Source organism: Lysinibacillus sp. NPDC048646 (assembly GCF_050272295.1).
Lineage (GTDB): Bacteria > Bacillota > Bacilli > Bacillales_A > Planococcaceae > Lysinibacillus.
The window spans coordinates 15,378-37,835 of record NZ_JBNNLZ010000003.1; the positions used below are offsets into that span (position 1 = coordinate 15,378).

At 37.2% G+C, this 22,458-nt stretch carries 22 protein-coding genes and 1 riboswitch; all 22 genes read right to left on the minus strand.

All coding sequences use genetic code 11. The features are described from left to right. Positions 1-5: 5 nt before the first annotated feature. Positions 6-2,651: a molecular chaperone gene (locus ACQKII_RS04620; RefSeq protein ID WP_427456807.1), complete on the minus strand. Its 2,646-nt coding sequence runs from the start codon at positions 2,649-2,651 to the stop codon at positions 6-8. 22 nt (positions 2,652-2,673) lie between these two features. Further along, positions 2,674-3,369 carry an iron-dependent peroxidase gene (locus ACQKII_RS04625; RefSeq protein WP_427456809.1) on the minus strand — a complete coding sequence of 232 codons (696 nt, stop codon included), beginning with the start codon at positions 3,367-3,369 and terminating at the stop codon, positions 2,674-2,676. Beyond that, a complete protein-coding gene (locus ACQKII_RS04630; RefSeq protein WP_427456811.1) occupies positions 3,360-4,637 on the minus strand; it encodes a normocyte-binding protein in 1,278 nt (425 codons plus the stop codon). The genes ACQKII_RS04625 and ACQKII_RS04630 overlap by 10 nt, the downstream gene beginning before the upstream one ends. Before the next feature lies 1 nt (position 4,638). Next, the gene (locus ACQKII_RS04635) at positions 4,639-6,282 is read right to left on the minus strand and encodes a PP2C family protein-serine/threonine phosphatase (RefSeq protein ID WP_427456813.1); all 1,644 of its coding nucleotides are present in this window, start codon (positions 6,280-6,282) and stop codon (positions 4,639-4,641) included. A 50-nt stretch (positions 6,283-6,332) separates the two neighbouring features. Continuing rightward, positions 6,333-7,175: a PP2C family protein-serine/threonine phosphatase gene (locus tag ACQKII_RS04640; RefSeq protein WP_427456815.1), complete on the minus strand. Its 843-nt coding sequence runs from the start codon at positions 7,173-7,175 to the stop codon at positions 6,333-6,335. A gap of 6 nt (positions 7,176-7,181) precedes the next feature. Further along, on the minus strand, positions 7,182-7,709 hold the full coding sequence (locus tag ACQKII_RS04645) for an FHA domain-containing protein (protein ID WP_427456817.1): 528 nt from the start codon (positions 7,707-7,709) through the stop codon (positions 7,182-7,184). A 40-nt stretch (positions 7,710-7,749) separates the two neighbouring features. After that, entirely contained in the window at positions 7,750-8,313 is a 564-nt protein-coding gene (locus ACQKII_RS04650) for an FHA domain-containing protein (RefSeq protein WP_427457447.1), read from the minus strand. Between the two features lie 46 nt (positions 8,314-8,359). Beyond that, positions 8,360-8,788, minus strand: a complete 429-nt coding sequence (locus ACQKII_RS04655) for a J domain-containing protein (RefSeq protein ID WP_427456819.1) — start codon at positions 8,786-8,788, stop codon at positions 8,360-8,362. A gap of 92 nt (positions 8,789-8,880) precedes the next feature. After that, entirely contained in the window at positions 8,881-9,306 is a 426-nt protein-coding gene (locus ACQKII_RS04660; RefSeq protein WP_427456821.1) for a membrane-associated protease 1, read from the minus strand. 248 nt (positions 9,307-9,554) lie between these two features. Beyond that, a complete protein-coding gene (locus tag ACQKII_RS04665; protein WP_427456822.1) occupies positions 9,555-11,723 on the minus strand; it encodes a transcriptional regulator in 2,169 nt (722 codons plus the stop codon). A 532-nt stretch (positions 11,724-12,255) separates the two neighbouring features. Next, a complete protein-coding gene (locus tag ACQKII_RS04670) occupies positions 12,256-13,176 on the minus strand; it encodes a serine/threonine protein kinase (RefSeq protein ID WP_427456823.1) in 921 nt (306 codons plus the stop codon). A 442-nt stretch (positions 13,177-13,618) separates the two neighbouring features. Next, positions 13,619-15,082, minus strand: coding sequence for an aminomethyl-transferring glycine dehydrogenase subunit GcvPB (gene gcvPB / locus ACQKII_RS04675; RefSeq protein ID WP_427456824.1), 1,464 nt, complete (start codon positions 15,080-15,082; stop codon positions 13,619-13,621). Continuing rightward, the gene (gene gcvPA / locus ACQKII_RS04680; protein ID WP_427456825.1) at positions 15,075-16,421 is read right to left on the minus strand and encodes an aminomethyl-transferring glycine dehydrogenase subunit GcvPA; all 1,347 of its coding nucleotides are present in this window, start codon (positions 16,419-16,421) and stop codon (positions 15,075-15,077) included. Before gcvPA ends, gcvPB begins: the two co-directional genes overlap by 8 nt. Before the next feature lie 25 nt (positions 16,422-16,446). After that, complete coding sequence (gene gcvT / locus ACQKII_RS04685; protein WP_427456826.1) at positions 16,447-17,550, minus strand: glycine cleavage system aminomethyltransferase GcvT; 1,104 nt, start codon at positions 17,548-17,550, stop codon at positions 16,447-16,449. Positions 17,551-17,755: 205 nt separating this feature from the next. Next, positions 17,756-17,848: riboswitch (glycine riboswitch) on the minus strand. 144 nt (positions 17,849-17,992) lie between these two features. Beyond that, positions 17,993-18,508: a shikimate kinase gene (locus ACQKII_RS04690; RefSeq protein WP_427456831.1), complete on the minus strand. Its 516-nt coding sequence runs from the start codon at positions 18,506-18,508 to the stop codon at positions 17,993-17,995. A 19-nt stretch (positions 18,509-18,527) separates the two neighbouring features. Further along, complete coding sequence (locus tag ACQKII_RS04695; protein ID WP_427456833.1) at positions 18,528-18,728, minus strand: hypothetical protein; 201 nt, start codon at positions 18,726-18,728, stop codon at positions 18,528-18,530. Further along, the gene (gene comGF, locus ACQKII_RS04700) at positions 18,706-19,131 is read right to left on the minus strand and encodes a competence type IV pilus minor pilin ComGF (protein ID WP_427456835.1); all 426 of its coding nucleotides are present in this window, start codon (positions 19,129-19,131) and stop codon (positions 18,706-18,708) included. The genes ACQKII_RS04695 and comGF overlap by 23 nt, the downstream gene beginning before the upstream one ends. Further along, on the minus strand, positions 19,128-19,442 hold the full coding sequence (locus ACQKII_RS04705; protein WP_427456837.1) for a hypothetical protein: 315 nt from the start codon (positions 19,440-19,442) through the stop codon (positions 19,128-19,130). The genes comGF and ACQKII_RS04705 overlap by 4 nt, the downstream gene beginning before the upstream one ends. Continuing rightward, entirely contained in the window at positions 19,439-19,879 is a 441-nt protein-coding gene (gene comGD / locus ACQKII_RS04710) for a competence type IV pilus minor pilin ComGD (RefSeq protein WP_427456839.1), read from the minus strand. The genes ACQKII_RS04705 and comGD overlap by 4 nt, the downstream gene beginning before the upstream one ends. After that, on the minus strand, positions 19,876-20,217 hold the full coding sequence (comGC, locus tag ACQKII_RS04715; RefSeq protein WP_143995293.1) for a competence type IV pilus major pilin ComGC: 342 nt from the start codon (positions 20,215-20,217) through the stop codon (positions 19,876-19,878). The genes comGD and comGC overlap by 4 nt, the downstream gene beginning before the upstream one ends. 11 nt (positions 20,218-20,228) lie before the next feature. Continuing rightward, entirely contained in the window at positions 20,229-21,302 is a 1,074-nt protein-coding gene (comGB, locus tag ACQKII_RS04720; RefSeq protein WP_427456841.1) for a competence type IV pilus assembly protein ComGB, read from the minus strand. Beyond that, positions 21,280-22,299, minus strand: coding sequence for a competence type IV pilus ATPase ComGA (gene comGA, locus ACQKII_RS04725; RefSeq protein ID WP_427456843.1), 1,020 nt, complete (start codon positions 22,297-22,299; stop codon positions 21,280-21,282). Before comGA ends, comGB begins: the two co-directional genes overlap by 23 nt. Positions 22,300-22,458 lie beyond the last annotated feature (159 nt).

Sequence of the window (22,458 nt, forward strand, 5' to 3'; positions counted from 1 at the left end):
GTGACTTACTTTAATCCATCAAAGAAATCCAGTTCAGACAAATCTGTTTCAAAGGCAAAGAATTCTTTCTTCCCTATAAATAGTTGCTCTTCTCTTCTCGCTACAGGTACTACATGGAAGCCCCAATGATCTTCTCCTGCAAATACAAAGAATTTTACTTCTCCATTAACGATAGAATCCGTCTCATCTTGTGGAATTTTATCTTGATAATACGCAGCGATATTCTCATAAAGGACTGAAACAAAATCTTCTTGTCGATTAAAGTAAATGTATTTATGTGTCGTATGATTGTCACTGCCGCTGAGGTAAAATTCAACTTCCGTAACACCCCATGGACGTGAAATCGTACCGTGAATTTGGTTCAGTCGTTCCAGACTGCTGATGAGCAGTTTTTCCTGACGATTATGCGTAAAGGCACTAACAGCGTAAGGTACTACAGGTGCATGGTTGGTCACATTGGTTTCAATCATGCCTATCTTCTTGGCATTTAAATATCGAAGTGCACCTCGTAAACAAGCAAGCTTTAATTCCGGTACTTTTCCAACATTTTCAGCCTTTTGCCTAAATTCAATGCTGCGTCCTGGTACAAATTCCTTTAATGCCTCTCGAAAGGCATCGATTCTACAAGATTGGCCCGTCAGCTTAATAATGGAATACTCGCCAAGAAGGCCGTTTTCATAAAACTCCTCTAAAAACTCTCTGACGATATCATAAATATCAGCCTTTATGAGGTGATTAATTTCCTTAATATTGAAATAGACATTGGGATAGTCGTAGACATCTTTGAATTGATTGTTTTCGAGAAGTGACAGACACCAGCGATCCACTGCTGTTACATTTATATCACTATCCTGATGCAGATCATTTTCTGAATAAAAACGACTTCTTAAAATCCCTGTCTTGCGGAAGAATTCCTTCTTCATCTCATCTGCCATTTCCCATAAGAAATAGTAATTATTACGTACACGCAAGTATTCATCGCGCGTTCGATTTTCATATTCTTTAAAACGAGTAGGAATAATGTATTCGGCTTCACGAAAGGCCGTTTCGAATTGTTCATAGACTGCTTCCACACCAAAATCATCGACATGTCTATAAATATCCTTGCCTGGAATATCGATTAACGCATCGATATCATAGGCACTCTTTCCTCGACTATAATAATTCGCAAAAACAATTTTCATAAACTGAAAAATACGGTATGTAATATTATTGCCGCCGAAATTTGTATCTCCATTTTCGTACGTTGTATGAATATCAATTTTATAAGAGATATGTCCATCCTCGATTTGAAACTTACAGGAAGAAAGATCGGTTGTACCGCCTCCACAATCGATGACCAGTGCCTTGTATTCCTTGCCATCCATAAAGCTATTATTCTCTATCTGGTTCGCGATGGTATTATAGAGCACAGCCATCCCTTCATCGAGTGCATGTTGTGATTCAATTTGATATTCAGGCAAAATAGCATGGAACATATCAAGAAATTGTGTTTTCAGCTTTACGGGACTTGAAATGTGCAAATGCTTGAATCGACATTTGAATTGATGCTCTGCCATGCGGACAATGTACAGCACAAACTCTCTTAAAATTTGACTGCGTGGGACAAGTGCCGTGTTGCCGTTTGCATCCATCACTTCTTCCAGCTTTGCATAGTTACTGACCCAGCGTTTAATGCCCTGAAATTTTGTCGCAAGGGTTGTATAGCTATTTTTTTTCATCACTTTTAATGCTTCATAGCCAAAATGATAGCTTACTTGATCTGGATTCGAGCAATCTGCCACAGTCATAACGGTCGGCACTACTTCAATCCATTCATTTTGATGAAGTGGGTCTGGGAAAGCCACAAAGTTGATGCTATTTAACTGGATTCTTTGGTTTAATAAATCTTGACTACATGGCGAGGTAACATAATCACTATCTAAATAAACACCTGCCGTTGTATTCGTCGTTCCAAAATCGATTGCAAGAATGGCATTGGTCGTTTCCAGCTGTTTGATTTCCAAATCTGGTATTGGCACTTTATAATAATGAAGATTTGTCGGTGGAAGTGGGTTCTCTTGATAGTAAGACTTGTAAATATACTCTGAATCTTGCTTTCTTAAGAAAATACAGCTGTAGTTTTTATTTTTTGTCTCCCGTATGCCGATTGCTTGCTCAGCTGCAAGATAGTAACGATTCGGATATTGGTCATCTTTTATTAGGTTAAGAATTCCGCAGAGCGCAAACTGTTCATTCACTAACAGTACATTGGACTCCACAAGAAAACCGCCTGTTTCTACAAGATACTGGTCTGGCTTATCGATTTTCATTCCTTGATAAAGGCTCATTTTAGCGGGAATTTTTATCTCACCATTATCAGAAAGGGGCGTTTTTAAATAGCTTTGCATGGCAGCTTCAACTCGTTCAAAGCCCCCATCCTTGTTCTCTTTAATAAGAAGATTTTCTTCAGCACCTCGGTATCTTAATATGGTCTGAATTAGCTGATCTCTTGTCAGTGTATTAATGAGTCCTGTGACAAGCTTTTCCTTATAGCAAATATTTCTAAGCTGAAAAGTTGTCATTTCCATTAATTCCACACGTGTAAATGTCATATATTTCTTTTCTGTATAGCGTTTATTTGCATACAGTTTATACGAATATTTATTCATCCTGAATCCTCCTCCGCTCCATTCAGTAAAGGGCTATTCGATCCAGCTTCATTGTCTCCTCTGCACCGATTATGCCAAAGTGATTTTGCCAATAAACCTCCATTTGAAAGTTCACCGGCAGGAAGATTTCTTCAACAAGTCGTACTTTCATCTCGTTAAGCGCTGACTTCTTTTGGCCAATATATAGAAGTAGCTCATCTTGTTCCTCCGATTTAACATAAATCATGCAATGTGTAAAAAGCCTTTTCATCGTATCCTTTAACAGGTAAATTTCATCACCTGTTTGATATAGCCTTAGAATATTTAGCACGACCATCTCTTTTTCCTTTTTTGTAAATGCATGCATGTTGTCCCTCACCGTATTGCCAAATACATTTGCGTCAATTTCTCTGAGGATGAATTGTATAGAGAACTCTCGTTTATTCATGCCTTGCATACGATCGATTTCTGCAAGAAAATGCAGCACAAAATCCAAGAAGTACTCCCTTAGCTCTAAGTCATTCATGTTATCTGGATGAAATAGGTTTTTAAAAATTTCATAGTAGCGATAATAGGGGTTTACTTCGACCTGTTGTTCTAGGTGTCGTGCATTCAATAATTGTGGGCTAAGTTCCATATAGGGTGAAAAGTCCTTGGCAAGATGAAACTGGATATCCTTTTTCGATAATCCCTCATCCTCGGCTCTAATAAGCAAGTCCCAAATATAGTTCATAGCCATATACCTTCACATCTATATTCAAAGAAATGTCTTTGCACTTCTGAAACAAGGAAGCTTAAAATATCATTTGAAATAAAACTTTTTTCCTCTTTTGCTGTAAATTGCAACAACATGATTTTCTTGTTACTATTCTCTCCTATTACATCTAATAAGGACGGATCTGTAGAATGACTGAAGCTTGTTCCTTGGAATGATTCCATTATTTCTACATTTGCCAGCTCTATCTTTTCAGCAATTTCAAAGGAATTTACAAGTCTTATGATTTCACCTTTTGTTTTCACATTGGCTGAATATTTGCTTGCATACTTGTGCATAAAACGATCCATTCTGCGATTAGACACAAGTGGATAATTCAGTTTCCCAATTTTCGCTTCTTCTATTTGCGCTATTTTTAATAATTGCCATACACCGGATTTATCCTGTGGTGAAACAATAGTTAATTCATTGTCTAAGCGCTTCACATAACGTACATTTTCCTCTTGCGTATCCACGAGATAGCCATGGTGATTCCCGGTCTTTCGAAGTGAAAGAACATGCTCATAATTCACTTTATCGACGGCTGGGATGGGAAATCCTACATTCTTCACCACATGTCTTTCAATATTCCATAGCGGCACCATATCCAGGCGCTTTTTATGCTCAAATTCTTGTAAATCCATGGTGAATTCAATAATTTCGGCATCCTCGTTTAAAGGAGGGCTATCGACGAGAACAACATCAAAAAATTTATGGGCATAGGGGTGATTGATGGTTTTCCACGGTAGGCCATTTATTTGAAAAATGGGATATAGCTTGTCTATCTCTTCCAAATAAGTTGTATTCTTTTGAAGACTTACCTTTACCTCGACTTGTCCTTGCGTCGTCAAAAGCTTGCCAGTAAAGTATCGTTGTTGCGCAAGTAACTGCTGGATTTGTCTAGAATCACACTGTAAAAATAACGTGAGCAGGACAAATTTTTCATTTTTTCTTAGCGCCTCAAGCATTTTTTCAATATGGATTTGTTTCTGTTCAAGATCAGATGGAAGCATAGGGAATAAGCAATCATGAATTGGATCGACATCTTCCTTTGAACTGAGCGTTACATAAATATCGTGCTTATTCTCCAAATCTTCCATTTCGTTGAATATGCGCTCCTCAAGCTTTTTGTTCATTTCATCCTGATAATCGACTAAATTGACAAAGACGCCACTGACAATATCCTTTAGCAGTTGACGTTGCTCTAGATTTTCTATTTTACGTAACCGTTCAAACATGAGCTCTTTTATCACTTTACTTTCCTTCTTTCATCATCTCAGTATTTGAATGCTGATCGGCCGCTGTCGCTTCATCCATTGGCGGTGCCGCTTCACTCGCTGCTGTTTCAGCTGGTTGTTCCTGAGGAACCGGATTTAACTTGTCATTGGCATTCATAATTTTACGCTCGAGACCTAAAACCTTCGCGAGTAAATCTGTCTCCTGATAGATTTCCTGAGCCAGTGTATAGGATTCAATTGCCTTCACATATTCTTGTCGCGCATAGCTTTGATCGCCGTTTTTTTCTAATCCTTCCGCTTGCAATTCCTTCTGTGCTTTCTTCAATTCCGCTATTTTTTCTTCTGTTTCTTCAATCTTCACCTTTATTTGAGGCTCACCAGTAAAGGATATAGCAAGTGCCTTCTTTCGTGCTTTTTGATAGATTGCCAGTGCGCCATTATAGTCCTCTGCCTCAAATCTAAAATCGCCATCCTTTATGCCTTCAACAATTTGGACAATGGAATCCATATTGGCAATTCTTTGTTCAATAACCTCTTCGCCGAAGCCTTTAATAAGCTTGCCTTCCTTATTGGCCTTCTCATATTGCTCCATTGCGTCAGTAAATTCCCCTGCCTCAGCTGCCTTGTCGCCATTAATAATTAGCTGTGTAACTCTTAACTTTTTAGCTAGTAAATTTCTATGTATAGGATCTTTCAATTTCTTGGCTGCATTTCTACCTTCGCTATATTCCAGTAAAGCATCCGCATAATTCCCATCCTGAAAATTAACGTTTCCGGTCTTTTCATGCTCCTTCATCTCTACTGTCAATTCTGCTAATTTTTTTGCTTGTTTTGCTTGATAAAAGATCGTACTTCCACCAACCACTAATGTTACGATAAGGGCAGCTACAATCATCTTGATGTATTTCATTTTTTTCTTGTTTGTTTCCTGATAAATCTTATTTGCGAAAATAGACGCTATTGTGTAGTTATTGACGACTTTTTTTTGCCTACTTAAAAGTACTTCCTCCAATAGATCTGTATATTGCTCGGGTTCCTTGACGCCCTCTAATGCGTCTGCCATTTCAATTTCACTAACTTCTTCCCATAATCCAGCTGTACAAAGTAGCAATACGTCGCCATCCATTAGCTTGATCTTATTCGAAACGAAAGGTTGAAAACTATTTGGTTTTCCAAGATAATTTAACAAATTCGTTCGTTCATCGTGTTGGCTAATATCGAATGAACTGTTCCTGTCGTTCACTAGCTCTTGTGCTAGACTTTGATCACCGCTTTTATAATTCAATGTGCCGTTTCGAAAATGATAAAGTCTTGAGTTCCCGGCCACTGCACAAATCATTTTGGAGTAATCTGATACAACGATGACAATGCTTGCCTTCAGTCTTACTCTTAAACTCTGCGCCTGTAGTAAATTTTGGGCATTTTTTATATATTTTTTAATGCTCCGTTTAGACATTGATGGTTTTTCCATAAACTTCTCAAGAATACCCTTGACCGCTAGCTCGGCACTATTGATTTCCTGATCAGCATCTAGTCCTTTTACAGCCACCCAGCAGGCAACATCGTCTAGCTCTGCATAGGCGAAATAGTCCTTATTCTGCATAAACGAGCCCGCTTCTGATAGAAAGCTTGTTTTGAAATCGCTATTTTCCTTTCTCATGATTATCCTCCTTATTTACTGAGCCAATAATAATCACGCATAAATCAGCATTATGTCCATGTTGTTTCTAGAATGACGATGGTAGCATTGTCTTGATTTTTTAAGCGCTTTTGTTCAACAGCTTTTATCATATTTTGAGCTAAATCATAGGGCGGAGCTTGTTGCGAAAGGATTTTTTCCATTTCAACCTCTGTTAAGGTATCATAGATGCCATCACTAAATAGACATACCTTATCTCCTCTATTAAGCTTAATTGGACTTTTTCCAGTATCTATATTTTTAAATCCTTCATACCCTAAATAATTAATAAGCCTTTTTTTTAATGGATTCTCTTGCACCTCTAGCTGCGAGATTTCCCCTGATATATAGCGCTCTTTTAATACCGACTCAAAAATATGCTTTTGATTGATCGCTATAAATTCTCCGTTTCGAAAGATTGAAATAACGCTATCCCCGACGGCTCCCCAATGTAGAAATCCATGTTCATCAATAACTGCAGCCACGAGTGTAGTGCCTCCATTAGAACCATTTAAATTTTGCACAATCACCTGATTACTGGCCAGAGCCGTTTCCTTAAAAAAGGATTGTATATTTGCTAGACTATTAAGCTTCATAAAGCCTTGAATAAATGTCGTGACAGCAATCGTACTTGCCATTCTGCCGTTCGCTAAACCACTTATCCCATCTGCAAGTACAGCCATTGTGCCGATATTCGTTTCAGCTGTTGAAAAATAATCATCCTGCTCGTCACGTCTGCCAACTGTCTGACCATTTCCAATGTCAATTTTTCGCGTTTCAACTTTTCGTACTATAATATTTCTAATGATTAGCAAACCTATGAGTACAATGATAAATCCAAGTACAACTATGTATGGCAGTAACTTCTGTTCCATTTGTCATCATTCCTCACTCTGGTTGTTTTCCCATTCAAAGTGAACACCACATAAGGGAATAAACAGAAACATACTTCTACCTAACTGAATAACATCGTATGCCGCTAACTCTGTGGGCGTATAGACTGCTTCATTATTGAGATATGCTAATCCTGATGCATCGCCGGGTAGGAGATAGAAATTTCTTTTTTTAGGGTCATAGACAATAACAGCATGATTACGTTTAGAAATGGAATTGTCTCCAATAATCCGTATATGCATATCTTCAGCTCTGCCGATAAAGTTCTTTTCAGATAAAATGCGATAGTCTCTACCCATTTGGGGACCTTCAATACAAACTAACCAAGCTGTAACAGGGTCAATTCCATCCATTTCTCCAAGATAGGGCATTGTTTTATCATCCGCTTCCATAACAGCGATGGGTTGGCTATTTACCTTTGGTTCCTGCTCCACCATCACATTGCAATATGGACAAATATTTCTATGTCTTCTCGAACTAAACATGTGACCATTTGTACATCTAATCAAACTCATTTTCATTTTCCCCCGTCTTTATTACGAATCTAGATTTTCTTTATTTCACTAAAATCCGTGTATTTGCTATGTATATAATATCTCCATTATTTATGCGAGAAGGATTGTCATATTTTAATCTATTTTTAACTCGTTTATGGGATTTTTTAATGCCTACTCCGTTAACAGAATCAATATCCTCTATGTACCACATGCCAGAAACACAATTTAAAACAGCATGCTCGTAATTGATGAGCGATTCATATTCGGTACCACTTAAATCGATGTCAGCTTCTTGTTCAGTTGAGCTTTTTCCTATAAGTAGTGAGGTTTTTCCTTTTATCGACCATTCTTTCATTTCTTTCCCTTGTTCACTGAGAAGGACGATTTTCTGAATGTCTGTATCCGTTATGTCATTTAAAACTTTCTTCGTTTCATACATAATGGACCCATAAACAATGATGATTATCGCTAGTATTGATCCAATAATCGTTTTCAACAGAAAATCTTGATTCATTACGAATACATATAAAATGAAAAAGAAAGCGATGGTAACAATTAATATATCTATGATTTTTAGCATCATTTGTTTCTTTTCACTTTGCGCATAGGCTGAATTTTTCATGTCATACACGTTATCACTCTCCCCCACACTGATTGTTCATTTGTTGTTATTTATTAAAAAAGCGCTCGAATAAATCAGTCGTATCTATCGGATTTTTCTTTGTCGATTTATTTTGTGCTGACATTTCTTTTGTTTTCGGATTAAAGCCAAAAAAATGCTCGAAGTTCTTTTCAAGATCATTCATATTAAAGTCTTGTTTATTTACAGTGGACTGTTGACGTGATTTACTTGTATTTTCATTTGTATAACTAGTACCTTGTCCTGCTTTATCAAGACGAGCGTCATATGCCTCCCTAGAAGCCGTATCTTTTAGTACTTTGTATGCTTCTTGCACTTCTAAAAAAATCTTTTCCGATTCCTTGTTGCCACCACTTACATCTGGATGATGTTTTTTTGATAGTTTTCTGTATGCAAGTTTTATTTGATCTTGTGTTGCTTGCCTGCTAACACCTAAAATTTCGTAATGACTTTTCATTAAATTTCATCCCCAGTATTAGGATTATTCAAAATTATCTAAGGAACTATATAGTCCCTTAGATAATTTGGAGTGTTCTATCAAACTACGATTTAGACAGCGTAGCCGCCTTCGATTTTTGCTAAATCTGTTTTGTCTTTCTTTTGTTTGATGAATAAGTAGAATTCACCAATACCTTCTGTGTCGCCGTATCTTTCTGTGTAGTCAACAACAAACGCATTTGGGAAATTAATTTTTCTTACTACTTGATCAGCCGAAATAACTTCTAATGTTACTTTACGGTAACAGTCAGCTTTTTCAGCAGGTACTAATGACCATAATCCTAATTTCATCGAGTCATCAGAATTATCACCATCTGTTGCAGTAAGGATTTTCCCTTTAATTTTTAAAGTTGCTCCTACATCTGTAGAACGCGCGTTTGAGTCATCCGGCGTATCTGTTTCATACTCAACCGTCATAATACTTTCTAACCCTAGTTCAATTGCTTCTGATCCTTCTACTTTTAATACAAAACCCATTCTTATTACCTCCTAGAATTTTTTGAATCAACACTTTAACCTGTTCTTGATGAAATAGAAAATGGTTCTAGCCTTCTTAATTTCTCGTCGATTGGATAAAGAAATCATCGAGAAATATGTAAGTATTTCACCAAGTACATGTTTTAAGGAGATTCATATATATATGTTAAAAGATTTATTAGTTAATAAATCTTAAACATCCAACGAATACATCAATGGATAAAAATTAAACTACAGGTGAAAGTTGCTTAAGCTTTAACTGCACTTGTGCCTTTTGTAATCATGACTTCAAGGTTCTTCACATTGCCGTTAAATACTAAATCTATTTGACATAAGCTCGTTTTCTCATCAATAATGTAGCCGATATCGTCTCCATCATGGATAACCGAGTTTACATAGCCTTTATCATTGAGCCACTTACTTTTTTGGCTACTTGGATTATTACTAAAGAATCGAACAATATTTTCATGTTTAAAGTCACCTGATTGGAAACGTAGAATGCGTTCGATATAGGTACTAACTTGTGTTTTGTAGATGGAATCGAATCCGTCTTCCTCCATTGCAAGGCTTCTTGCTTTATACACGGTAATACGTTTAATGTCTTTATCCTGAAGCTGAGCGTTTTCAGATGAGAAAACAAAGCCGAAGCTTCTACTGTTAATGGCGTCTTTAATATTGTTCGTAAAACCTGAGATTTCTTTTGCCATCGTTGTAACAGCTCTTAGAGAGTTATCTCCTGCTTCAATATCAAATCGAACGCCAGGGTAGCTTCTTTTGACATTTCGGAAGGATTCTTTTAGATACTCTGGACATTGATATGCAGAAACAATACCTGCAGCTACATAGCTAGCACCTACATAGACACCCTCTATCCATAGCTTTAAAATATCTTCCTTTTCCTTAGACAGCTTTGCCCCATTTTCCGTTGTCTGCATTCTTGTATCAATCACTACTCCAGATTTATCTTTTGGAATAATTGTGAAATTCGGGAGACAAGGGATGGCAAATTCACTGAATTCTTTTCTTACGAGAACAGAACATTTATCGATGAGTCGATCTATACCAGCTGTTGCTATTCCGTTGAAAGTTGTTTCTTCTTCAGCCATAAAGTTGAAGAATATTTGTACTTTATAATCCTTTACAGTATCAAGCAGCATAGTCAAGGATTCCATTGTGTTACCTTCCTGCTTGGCAACTTTTTCGTTCCCTTTGAAACGTGCTCTGCTCACCTTCAAATTCCCAGACGCTTCCAATTCTAGTGATGGTACAATGCCATACCAGACCGTGTCAGTAAAGTCATTTTTCGAGTTTACTGTATTTAGATACGTACTTAACCTTGGGATATTATTACTTTTAACGAGCATGTCCAATTTTGTATTTGTTACAAGTAACGAAGGCTGCATACCTTTGTTTTTTGTAGCATACTGATCAAAATACATTTTGACGCCAAGTAATTTTTCCACTAATGGCTTTACAGTCTTCACGAATTCATCTTTAGCATCTTTATAGAATTCTAGGTATGTATTGTAGTTCTGTACCTCTGTTTCTACATCAAATTCTGCTCTCACTGTTGGTAATGGTGAGAAGGTTCTTACTACTAAATCCTTCACATAAGAAGAAGGTGATTCTGTAATCGATTCATAGTCCTCTTCAAAAACTGTACTTAAACCATAGTTACTGTTTTCTTCAATAACCATTAGATCAGAACTATTATTTTGAGGTGCTTCGATAATCTTTAGTTCACCAGTTTCACCAATAGTAAGTGTTCCAATTTGCAGTTTTTCGGATTCATCTTCTTCTTGGTTAGCACCTAGTAGCAGTCTCGTCTTAATATCTTCGATAGCTAATGGCAACATCGCCATTACGTTGTTATAGTTTCGACTTGCTACTTCAAACATCAGGTTTAGCTTATCCCCGGTATCTAGCTTTTTAGGATCACCGTCGTCTAACTTTTCATATTCACCGTATATGTAATGAATTTCTTTTCTGACTTGACGAATATCATCCATAACCTTTTTGGGAGAAATCATATCTAATAGATTTTCAAATTTAAAGTCCACATTGGTAATGCCCTGACTGCGTTTCGTATCAATGAGCGTAAATAGCATCTTTAAAAAATCATTATTTTGATCGATTGCGATTTCAGAAATACAATCATCTTGAATGCCTTCTGGCTTTTTTAATGTGTACATAACCTTTTGATTTGCTGCATTGTAGAATGAATAAACTGTTGGCGAAAACTTATCTAAAAATTCGTCGAAACTTTTTACAAGAAGATATTGATTAATTTCTTTGATTTTCTCATCACTGAGGCTGTCAATGCCCTTCACATCCCCTACAAGGGTAATTAAGTCCAGCTTTTCTGGATTAATCTCCTCAAAGAGCATTGTTCTGTTGGTTTGATTGATAATCTCCATTTATTCGGCTGTAAAATTCTACAGCCATCCCTCCTTTTATAACGAATTTCAAGTAACAATAACTATTTGTAAAACATAATCATTAGTGGTAACGTAACGTATTTGAACCCAGTAATACTCAGTTATCAAACACTATTTCCATACTAATAAGGTATTAATTGGTATCATAAGGCGGAAAAATCTCTTGAAATTCCTTATCTTATGTTATTCGTATGTAAAACTGTATTCACTGAAGAACCAGCCATATCAGGCGTTACACTAATGACAATATGTATCACAAGTAACTATACATTACGAAAAAATATTGTCAATATTTACAATAGTAATTTTTTCAAATCAAATTATATAAATGTATTTTTAGTAAAAAATAACCACATAAAATTTTATGTAAATAAATAACTTAATTAGGTACATAAACGTTGATTTAACAATATTAAACAGCTAGTGGATTACTGTTTAGGTATCCACTAGCTGTTATAATTCTTCTTACTATGAGACTGTAAAATGATTACATAGATTTATTTTTGTAAAATTATTTATTATTATAGTCAAAATAATACTTTATTTTATTGACTATACTCTCTGATAAAATAGTCAATAATAAAAATTTTAGCGAAAAGCATCTTTTTTTCGCATTTACTGTTAGACTCCACATGATCGTCTGAGCCATTATAAAACTCACTTTTTTGTTATATTGTCTGACATTTTTTATGCCATCCTCAATAACTCTTTGAGTTACATCCATCGGTACAACATCAGTGAGGGCATAGTAAAATGTTGCCGCTAAACTATAGATATCCGTATATACCCCCTGCTGAGCTTTGTCAGAATATTGCTCAAGTGGAGAATATCCAGGAGTTGTAAAGATTTTATGTTCCGTCACTGTTTTATATAATACAGCTGAACCAAAATCCAGTAACTGCGGGCTTCCATCTTTATCAATTATTATATTACTAGGTTTAATATCTCGATGTAATATGCCTTTGTTATGCAGATAGTCCAATGCATCAATTAACGGAAGAAATATACTTTTATGCAACTGATCTCTATCAGCCAATTGATATTTTTTTACAAATTGATTTAAAAGCATACCTTCATAATATTCCATGACGATATAAATGGACCCATTTTCTTGAAAATGTTCGATGTACCTAACAATATTTTTATGAACGATTTGCTGCAAGAGATCAGCTTCATGTAGAAAATTTCCCTTTAGCTCTGCAAATTTTTCCTTTGTAGAGGGAAGGCGATTAATTACAGTTATATTATCTAAGTCACGTAAAGCGATCTCACTTGGATAGAACTCTTTTATAATAAGTTGCTCCCCAGTATCGATGTTTTCTCCTTTGTAAACAATTGACAACTTACTGGAAGAAATAATCTCATTTATTTTATATGTATCTTTTAGGACACAGTTTATTGGTAAGTTTATGTCATACTGAATAGCATTCATGTGCTTTCTACCATCCTTTTTGCAATATCTATTTTGAAAAATATGTATATTATATGATAAAATTAGTATAAATTCTCAGACGCTAAATTCCGAATTAATGTAATTAATATAAATATATTTCTATATATTAGCAATTTTCTTGTCAATTGTCAGTGTTATAACAATGACTCTTATTATGATTTCAATTATTATCCATAAAACTGTTATGATTTGCAAAGCTTGGGTAGAATCCCTGAACGCTCTGGTTTGGTCACGGAACGCGTGGGTGGGGCTCGAATTGCTCAGGTTTCCTCTTAGGAACGCTTCGAGTAGGGACCTTGTACGCTCCATTTTTTAGCCTTTAGGTATACAAGGAAAGGAAATTAAAAAAGGTTTTAACAGCACAAAAAAGCTATCCGATAAGTAAATGGATACTTATCGGATAGCTCTATTTCAATAAAAATTATGCTTTTTGATAACGAAGCACTGGTGTACGAGCAGCGCGTGTTTCGTCTAGACGAGATACGACTGTTGTATGAGGAGCTTCTTGTACAATAGATGGATTTTCTTCTGCTTCTTTTGCGATTTGAATCATGATGTCGCAGAATGCATCTAATGTTTCTTTTGATTCTGTTTCAGTTGGCTCAATCATTAACGCCTCTTCCACGTTAAGTGGGAAGTATGTTGTTGGTGGATGGTAGCCAAAATCTAACAGGCGTTTTGCCACATCCAGTGTACGTACACCAAGTTTCTTTTGACGACGACCAGATAATACGAATTCATGCTTACAATGACGGTTATATGGTAGATCGAAGAAAGGCTCAAGACGACGCATCATGTAGTTTGCATTTAAAACTGCATATTCTGTTACAGCTTTTAAGCCATCTGGACCCATAGTGCGGATATATGTGTACGCACGTACGTTAATACCAAAGTTACCATAGTAAGGTTTTACGCGACCAATGGATTGTGGACGTTCGTAGTCGAAGTGATATGTTCCCTCTTCTGTTCTTACTAAGACTGGTTTTGGAAGGAATGGAATTAAATCTGCTTTTACGCCAACTGGACCTGAACCCGGACCACCGCCACCATGTGGACCTGTAAATGTTTTGTGTAAATTCAAGTGGACACAGTCAAAGCCCATGTCACCAGGGCGCGCTTTACTCATTACTGCGTTTAAGTTAGCGCCATCATAGTAAACTTTACCGCCAACAGCGTGAATAAGCTCTGCCATTTCGATAATGTTTTCTTCAAATAAGCCAAGTGTATTAGGATTTGTCAGCATGAGAGCAGCAGTGTCAGGACCCACTACATTGCGTAAATCCTCAATATCAACTAAGCCATTTTCATCAGATTTTACAGTAATTGTTTCGAAACCAGCAACCGTTGCAGATGCCGGATTTGTACCATGCGCTGAGTCAGGTACGATGACCTTATTACGGTGACCTTCACCATTCGCCTCATGGAAGGCACGGATCATCATTAGTGCTGTCCATTCACCATGTGCGCCTGCTGCTGGTTGTAATGTTACTTCATCCATACCTGTGATTTCTACTAAAGAAGTTTGTAGGTCATAAAGAAGCTCCATTGCGCCTTGTACAGTCGATTCATCTTGTAATGGGTGAACATTCGCAAAGCCAGAAAAACGTGCAACGGCTTCATTAATTTTCGGATTATATTTCATCGTACAAGAGCCTAAAGGATAGAAGCCAGAGTCTACACCGTGGTTTCGACGAGAAAGTGCTGTATAGTGACGCATAATATCTAGCTCAGAAACCTCTGGTAATTCAGCTGCTTCAGCGCGTAATAAGTTCGCAGGAAGTAAATCTGCAAGATCAACTGCTGGTACATCAAGTGCTTCTAAGTTATACCCTACGCGACCTTCTTTTGTAATTTCAAAAATGAGTGATTGATTTTCGTTATGCATTGAGAGCCCCCATTTCTGCAACAAGTGCATCAATTTCTTCCTTCGTGCGTAATTCAGTTACAGCGATTAACACATGGCGCTTTAAAGATTCATACGTTTGCCCTAATGGATACCCACCGATAATACCTTTTTCAATTAAGCCTTTATTGATTTCTTTCACGCAATTATTCGTTTTCACAACGATTTCATTAAAGTGCGCGCCTTGGAATGCTACTGTGAAGCCTGCCGCTTCAAAGGCATTTTTTGCATAGCGCGTTTTCGCAATATTTTGCGTAGCCATTTCACGAACACCTTGCTTACCAAGTGCAGTCATCGCAACTGAAGCTGCAAGTGCCAGAAGTGCTTGGTTTGAACAAATATTCGAAGTCGCTTTGTCACGACGAATATGCTGTTCACGTGCTTGTAATGTTAAAACATAACCACGACGACCTTCACCATCCACTGTTTCACCAACAAGACGGCCAGGAACTTTACGCATTAATTTTGTTGTCACTGCGAAGAAACCACAGTGAGGACCACCGAATGCTTCAGCGATACCAAAGACTTGCGCATCACCAACACAAATATCAGCTCCTAACTTCCCAGGAGGTGTTAAAATACCTAATGCTAGTGGGTTTGAGGAAACAACAAATAAACTTTTTGCTTCATGTGCAATATCACCGATTACTTGTAAGTCCTCAACTTGACCGAAGAAGTTTGGATATTGTGCAATGACAGCAGCAGTATTGTCATCGATCAGCTCTTTTAATGCGCCAACATCTGTCACACCCTCTTTTTGAGGGATTGTTACGATGTCAATCGATTGACCGTATGCATATGTAGCAACGACATCACGGTATTCAGGGTGAACCGTTTCAGATACTAAAATTTTCTTACGACGTGTATGACCTGCTGCAAGCATACCTGCTTCAGCTAGTGCAGTACCTCCGTCATACATAGAAGAGTTAGCAAGATCCATACCTGTTAATTCGGCAATCATCGTTTGGAATTCAAAAATTGCTTGTAATTCCCCTTGTGAAATTTCTGGTTGGTAAGGTGTGTAAGCTGTATAGAACTCTGAACGAGAAATTACGTGATCCACGATAACTGGTTTATAGTGATTGTAAACGCCTGCTCCTAAAAATGATACGTTGGCATTGGTATCTTTATTTTTCGCAGCAAGTGCTGTTAATTCTTTTAACAGTGCTGATTCTGATTTCGCTTCTTTAATGTCATAAAGGCCTTTGAAACGTACTTTTTCTGGGATATCCTCGAATAATTCTTCAACTGAGGATACGCCAACTACGTCTAACATTTCTTGTTTATCTTGCTCCGTCATTGGTAAATAACGATGTTTCATAAATGTAGGTCCCTCTTTTCAAATTTTATTTTGAACGCTTGTAAAACGGTGTTGCAACTGTTACTACCTTTAAGTGCTTACCACGAATTACAACTTCTAATTCTGTTCCGATAGTTGTGAATTGACTGTCAATCAATGCGTGACCAACATTACGTTTAGAAGAAGGAAGCTGTGTACCTGTTGTGACTTCACCAATTTCCTCGCCGTCCTTGAACACTTTGTAGCCATGGCGTGGAATCCCTTTATCGATCATTTCAATCCCAACAATCTTGCGAGATAACCCATTTTCTTTTTGTGCAACTAATGCATCGTGACCAATAAAGTCATCTTTATTTAATTTCACTGCAAATCCAATTCCTGCTTCAAGCGGTGAGATTGTCGCTGATAGCTCTTGACCGTATAGAGGAAGGCCCGCTTCAAAACGAAGTGTATCACGGCAGCCTAAACCTGCTGGCACAACACCTTTGTCTTTACCGGCCTCTAAGATTTTGCCCCAAAGTGCTTTAATATCTTCAGGAGAACCATATAGCTCAAAACCATCCTCTCCTGTATAACCACTACGAGAAACTAAAGCTTTGTGTCCAGCAATTTCAACGTCTTCTTGGAAGCGGAAATATTTAATTGCACTTAAATCAGTAGTTGTTAATGTTTGAAGAACCTCTTCTGCTAATGGACCTTGTAGGGCAATTTGCGCATAAGCATTCGATTGATTGTCGATTGTGACATCATATTGGTTCTGATTTTCCAACATCCAGTCATAATCTTTTTCAATATTCGCTGCATTGACACATAATAAATAATGATTGTCAGCTAATTTATACGTTAATAAATCATCGACAACGCCACCATCTTCATAGCACATTGCATTGTATTGCGCTTGACCCGTAGCAATTTTTGAAATGTCATTTGACAAAAGATTTTGTAAAAAACTTAGCGCTTCAGGACCTGTTACAAAAATTTCTCCCATATGTGACACATCAAATAGGCCTGCACGATTACGCACGGCATCATGTTCTTCTTTAATAGAAGAGAATTGCACCGGTAGTTCCCATCCACCAAAGTCAACTGTTTTACCACCAAACTTTGCGTATTCGTCGAATAGAGGTGTACGTTTTAATTCATTCGTCATTAGTATTGCCTCCTTATTGTTAGTATCATTTTTACTAGTAGTAGTTCGTCTGTTTTTCGACATAAAAAAAGACAGACGAACCCCTTTTCGGGATTCTCTGTCCTTGCACCTGAAAGTTACACCAGACTGACTCGCATTTTCTTGATTGCCAATCAGTAGGCTTTCCCCTTTGGTGGCTGTTGTACTACAGCTCTCTCCAGAGTTGCGTCTTGTACGAGTCCTTTTACCTGAGAGATTCATAGCCCTTAGCTACTTGCTCCTTCGGTGGCGTCTATACGCGCTCTCCCCGCACAATCATCCGCCCAAGAATCATCTTGGTACTATTTAGTATTCAATGTACTTAAGTTACCTTATTAGTCTATATCCTAACATTGATTGTATTGAAAAGGCAAACATTTTTTAAATTAACTCCAAAAACGAACGTTGTCATTAATTTTAAATATCATCGTTCGCCTTTTAGTCTTTTTACTTGAAATACTAAATACTCTAGAATATTGCGGATTGTTCTACCTGCTGTCAGAACCTGTATATGTCCTGCTTCACGATAAAATTTTCTTCTGTAGTGATACAGCTCCTCTAACTCTTCCTTCGTTGAACTTTGTACAAGGGGTCGGTTTTGATCATGCTGTATTCGTTTGTAAATATCTTCGAATGTCGCATCTAAAAAGAACACGAGTCCACTGCATCTCATTATTTTTCTATTTTCTTTATTTACGGCCACACCGCCGCCTGTTGAAATAATACAAGCTTCGTCTCGGAAATTTTTCAAAAATTCTGTTTCTATCTCCCGAAAACGTGCCTCTCCATATTTTTCGAAAATCTGCGGAATTGTCATGCCCTGTTGTCTAACAATTTCATGATCCATATCATAGTAAGGCAGCTTTAATAAATAGCTTAACCGCCTTCCTAATGCACTTTTTCCGCACCCCATAAAGCCAACTAAATATATTTTTCGCATTCGAATCACCTTCTTATAACTACGATTCTACACTGTCTGACAAAATTTGTCCTAATAAATTTATCGTAGCGCGAACATTGACCTTTTCAAGCGCATCATATGTTCGTAACTGAATTTCATAAGACATACAATACGTAAGAACAAAAGTAGTTACAAAAAATAATAATGCAATTGCGATTAAAAAAATAGCCCCTCTGTCATTTTTCAATAATTGGTACATAATAGGTCCGCTCCTTCTGCAAACCACTTGGAAATTCGACAGCTACCGTTAGTTCATTATTTGTATATTGGAACTGGCAGCTATTAAGACCGATAAGCATTGGTATATGGCCACCATTCACTTGATCACGTATAATATTGTTATAGCAATCGATATGATGAAGTGTATCTGAAACTTGAAATGTTATTCTCTTTTGATCATTGCGAATCGTAAACGATGAAACATCCACTAAATACATATTTAAATCATAAACAAATAGCTCCCACTTCGATTGTTCATCCGTCAATACGGTTGTTTTCATTTCTGCATACCATAGCATGATCACTATAAAAAGATGAGTAATCAACACAAAAACAACTACTTGAAACAATGCTTCTAAAAGTGTGTAACCTTTTTCGTTCATTTACGCTCACCTGTAAGTTGAATACATTTTTGACGCGATTCGCGTGTATTTTGAAAAGTGACACATATCTCCTGCCCATCGTAAGTCCACTGATAATCAACACCTTCAATTGTTTTCATACCTTCCATTTGATGTAGGTAACGATATTGCTTTAAACCTTCATAAGCAGTTTCTGCAGCAGCAACCTCAAGCTTTTTGTTGTACAAATTAGTTTTCATATTATAACTGATTGGTAATATTGTTGTACAGATTACCATGACAATGACCATCGATAAAATGGTTTCTACAAATGAATATCCCGATTCATTCATTCCACTCTGGCTCTCCCGCGCCCTAATGTAATGACAACCTTTTTAATCCCTTGAGGCGTTTTAAAATACAGAGTGCCTGCATTGATAACATTGCCATTGTAATTGTACATAATGCTTTGAATCGTACTTGAAGCTGTCATTAATTCAACTCCCTTTGGGAAAGGTCGCTCATAGTAATTGGTATAGAAATCTTTTTTTATAATATATCGGTGGGGTGGGCTCTCAAACTTCATGGATACATACTCACGCTGCTGCATGCTATAAGTTTGAATAAATTGAATATCCAATTGGATTTGTGTAAAAAAACGCTCAAGCTCCTTTATTTCAGCTACTTTTAAGGAAAGCTTTGTCACAATACCTGTTAAACACATCACGACAAACAAAACCATTAACATTTCAATCAACGTAAAGCCACGCTCATTTTTAATATCGATCATGTTCCACTAGCACCTGCTCCTGAAGGTGGATTTGCTAACTGTACTTCACCTTCACTTGTAATTACAATTTCATTTTTATTGGGACAAGTGGTTTCATTTTCTTTTAAATAACCTTTATCTACTAAATCCCCCAGCGTTGGGTAAGCCATAAAATCGACTCTGTATGCCTCTACTTGCCCCTGCACCATGGATATATAGGCAGTACAGCCTTTTTCATCTATCGTCGCAAAGTGCTTCGTTACATTCGGAATGGTGATTAAGATTAGCACCGAAATAATCAGAAGTACGATTAACATCTCGATTAGCGTAAATCCTGCTTGTTGTTTTATAGGCTTCATTTATTATCCTCCTATACTAGTTCAATCATGTGATATATCGGTAATAATAAACTTACATAGGCAGCTACTATACATAGCGCAATGATGATGAAAAACGTTGGTTGCACAAAGGTTAGCATACGCTTCAGTAAATGTTCCTGTTTTTCTGCCAGTAATTCACTGTACAATACGAGCTCTTTCCCAAGATAACCACTCTGTTCCCCATGTTCTACGAAAATTGAGAAATCCTTTTGCCATTCAGTCATAAACAGCACTGCATGTGTAAGTGTATCGCCGTAAATAACCCTTTCTTTTATACGCCCCGCAAAATACCGAACAAATGGTTGTAATTGCTGTTCTTCTAAAATTTGAAGACTTGCCTGTAAAGAGAAACCACTTTGCAGCAAGCTTCCTAAATAGGCTGCAAATTCTCTTGTCATCGATAAGCGAATAAAGATGCTAATAAACGGAATTTTTAAAGTCATGTACAGCTGCTGAGCAATTGGTTTTCGTTTAAGAAAGAACCGAAGGATGATCGAGCTGGAAACGGCGACTATAGCTATAATAAGAAGCACATCAGGCAAATGTAATAAGTAACGTGAGAGTGCAATGCTCCCCTCCCCTGCTTCACTGCTACGACTCAAAACCATTTTTTCTATATTTGGAAAGAAAATCGTTCGAAATACTAAGAACAGCAACAATAAAAACAGCATTAATACGACGGGGTACAAAAGGAGCCTTGTAAATTTTTTCTTTGTTGCCTCATTCAATGCCATTTGCTTGGCGACACCTTTTAAAGCTTCCATTATATGCCCATTATTTTCTGCAATCGATATAGCTACTAAATAATGCTTTGATATTTGCAATGTTTCCAGTACTCCTGTTACACTTGCGCCTTCCTTAAATTTGTTATCTACCAATTGCTGTATCTCTTCATGCGCTTCTATATGATGCGGTAAGAGCATGGAAATAGCTTGTGCGAACAAATATCCTTCCTGCATTAACACACTTAAGCGGCTGAAAAAATTAGCCTGCTCCCTTACTCTCCATTTGGTCGCCCTTTTATAATCCACCTGCAACTTCTCAATAAGCTCTCGTAGTTTCATAATGCTGTCTCTCTAACATTTTTATTTGACCTGTAAGCGTTAAATCATGCGGCAACTCATAGATAGCTTTCTGTCGAATGGCATGGATAGCCTCACTCAGGTGCACATCGCTTAATATTTCTAACAATGCACGTCGCTCTTCTTGCTTTTGTGGTGTTTGGATAAGTAATTGTGCCACAATACCAATAACTGTCTGACGGAGTTCCTCAATAGATACCCCTAAGTCGATCAACCGGTAGAGACAACTAACAGAGTCCTTCGCATGTATCGTCGTTAATACAAGATGACCTGTAAGTGATGCCTCTATTGCGATTTTTGCTGTTTCTTGATCTCGTATTTCGCCAATCATAATAACATCTGGTGAATGACGTAATATTGCCTTTAAACCGGAAGCATAAGTAATGCCTGCTCGTTCATTCACTTGAATTTGGAGAAGATGAGCTTGGTTATTTTCTACTGGATCTTCTAAAGAAATGACATGTTTATTGAGATGCGTAGAACAATGATGAATGAGGGAATATAAGGATGTCGTTTTACCGGAGCCAGTTGCTCCACTGAAAAGCAAGATGCCTTGTCGACTATCTACAAGCTCCAGCAACTTATCTGCTGCACTTTGGGAATAACTTAAGGAAGTAAGTGGGAATGCGTGGTTTTGAAGTAGAAGCCGAATAATGAGGCTCTCTTTTAAATAGGCAGAAGGAAGTGTAGAAACGCGGAAAGCAAAACGATTTTGCTCGACTGTTTTTTGAAAGGAGCCACTTTGGGGTTTTCGTCGCTCACTAATATCTAATGCTGCTAAAAATTTATAATAGGATACAATTCGCTCCGCTAACTCATTTGGAAGATCACCTGCGTGCAGCAACTTATCATATTTTCGAAAGTTAATACGATAACGACCTTCATCCGGTATGATTAGTAAATCCGAAGCACCAAAATGATAGGCCTTTAACAAAAGTTGCTCACATTTTTGTTCGACTATCGACTCAAAGTTTTGCATAGATGCACCTCTTTTCTGGTTCGTGCGAATATGACCGCTCTATTCGTTATTTCCTAGTATAAATAGGAAAATGATACGAGAAAAGCCCTTTTCTTAAAAAAAATTTTTGCTATAAATTTTACTATGGAATGTGGTTTTTGCTAAAAAATTGTGGATAAC

Coding starts and splice junctions, on each gene's coding strand:
- ACQKII_RS04705 (WP_427456837.1), bottom strand. CDS start 19,442: ATGAATGAATCGGGATATTCATTTGTAGAAACCATTTTATCGATGGTC.
- ACQKII_RS04690 (WP_427456831.1), bottom strand. CDS start 18,508: ATGCGAAAAATATATTTAGTTGGCTTTATGGGGTGCGGAAAAAGTGCA.
- ACQKII_RS04655 (WP_427456819.1), bottom strand. CDS start 8,788: ATGAAAAGTCATTACGAAATTTTAGGTGTTAGCAGGCAAGCAACACAA.
- ACQKII_RS04620 (WP_427456807.1), bottom strand. CDS start 2,651: ATGAATAAATATTCGTATAAACTGTATGCAAATAAACGCTATACAGAA.
- ACQKII_RS04635 (WP_427456813.1), bottom strand. CDS start 6,282: ATGAGAAAGGAAAATAGCGATTTCAAAACAAGCTTTCTATCAGAAGCG.
- comGA (WP_427456843.1), bottom strand. CDS start 22,299: ATGCAAAACTTTGAGTCGATAGTCGAACAAAAATGTGAGCAACTTTTG.
- ACQKII_RS04625 (WP_427456809.1), bottom strand. CDS start 3,369: ATGGCTATGAACTATATTTGGGACTTGCTTATTAGAGCCGAGGATGAG.
- ACQKII_RS04640 (WP_427456815.1), bottom strand. CDS start 7,175: ATGGAACAGAAGTTACTGCCATACATAGTTGTACTTGGATTTATCATT.
- comGB (WP_427456841.1), bottom strand. CDS start 21,302: ATGAAACTACGAGAGCTTATTGAGAAGTTGCAGGTGGATTATAAAAGG.
- ACQKII_RS04670 (WP_427456823.1), bottom strand. CDS start 13,176: ATGAATGCTATTCAGTATGACATAAACTTACCAATAAACTGTGTCCTA.
- gcvPB (WP_427456824.1), bottom strand. CDS start 15,082: ATGCATAACGAAAATCAATCACTCATTTTTGAAATTACAAAAGAAGGT.
- gcvPA (WP_427456825.1), bottom strand. CDS start 16,421: ATGAAACATCGTTATTTACCAATGACGGAGCAAGATAAACAAGAAATG.
- comGF (WP_427456835.1), bottom strand. CDS start 19,131: ATGAACGAAAAAGGTTACACACTTTTAGAAGCATTGTTTCAAGTAGTT.
- ACQKII_RS04660 (WP_427456821.1), bottom strand. CDS start 9,306: ATGGGTTTTGTATTAAAAGTAGAAGGATCAGAAGCAATTGAACTAGGG.
- comGD (WP_427456839.1), bottom strand. CDS start 19,879: ATGATCGATATTAAAAATGAGCGTGGCTTTACGTTGATTGAAATGTTA.
- ACQKII_RS04665 (WP_427456822.1), bottom strand. CDS start 11,723: ATGGAGATTATCAATCAAACCAACAGAACAATGCTCTTTGAGGAGATT.
- ACQKII_RS04650 (WP_427457447.1), bottom strand. CDS start 8,313: ATGAAAAATTCAGCCTATGCGCAAAGTGAAAAGAAACAAATGATGCTA.
- ACQKII_RS04695 (WP_427456833.1), bottom strand. CDS start 18,728: ATGTACCAATTATTGAAAAATGACAGAGGGGCTATTTTTTTAATCGCA.
- comGC (WP_143995293.1), bottom strand. CDS start 20,217: ATGAAGCCTATAAAACAACAAGCAGGATTTACGCTAATCGAGATGTTA.
- gcvT (WP_427456826.1), bottom strand. CDS start 17,550: ATGACGAATGAATTAAAACGTACACCTCTATTCGACGAATACGCAAAG.
- ACQKII_RS04645 (WP_427456817.1), bottom strand. CDS start 7,709: ATGAGTTTGATTAGATGTACAAATGGTCACATGTTTAGTTCGAGAAGA.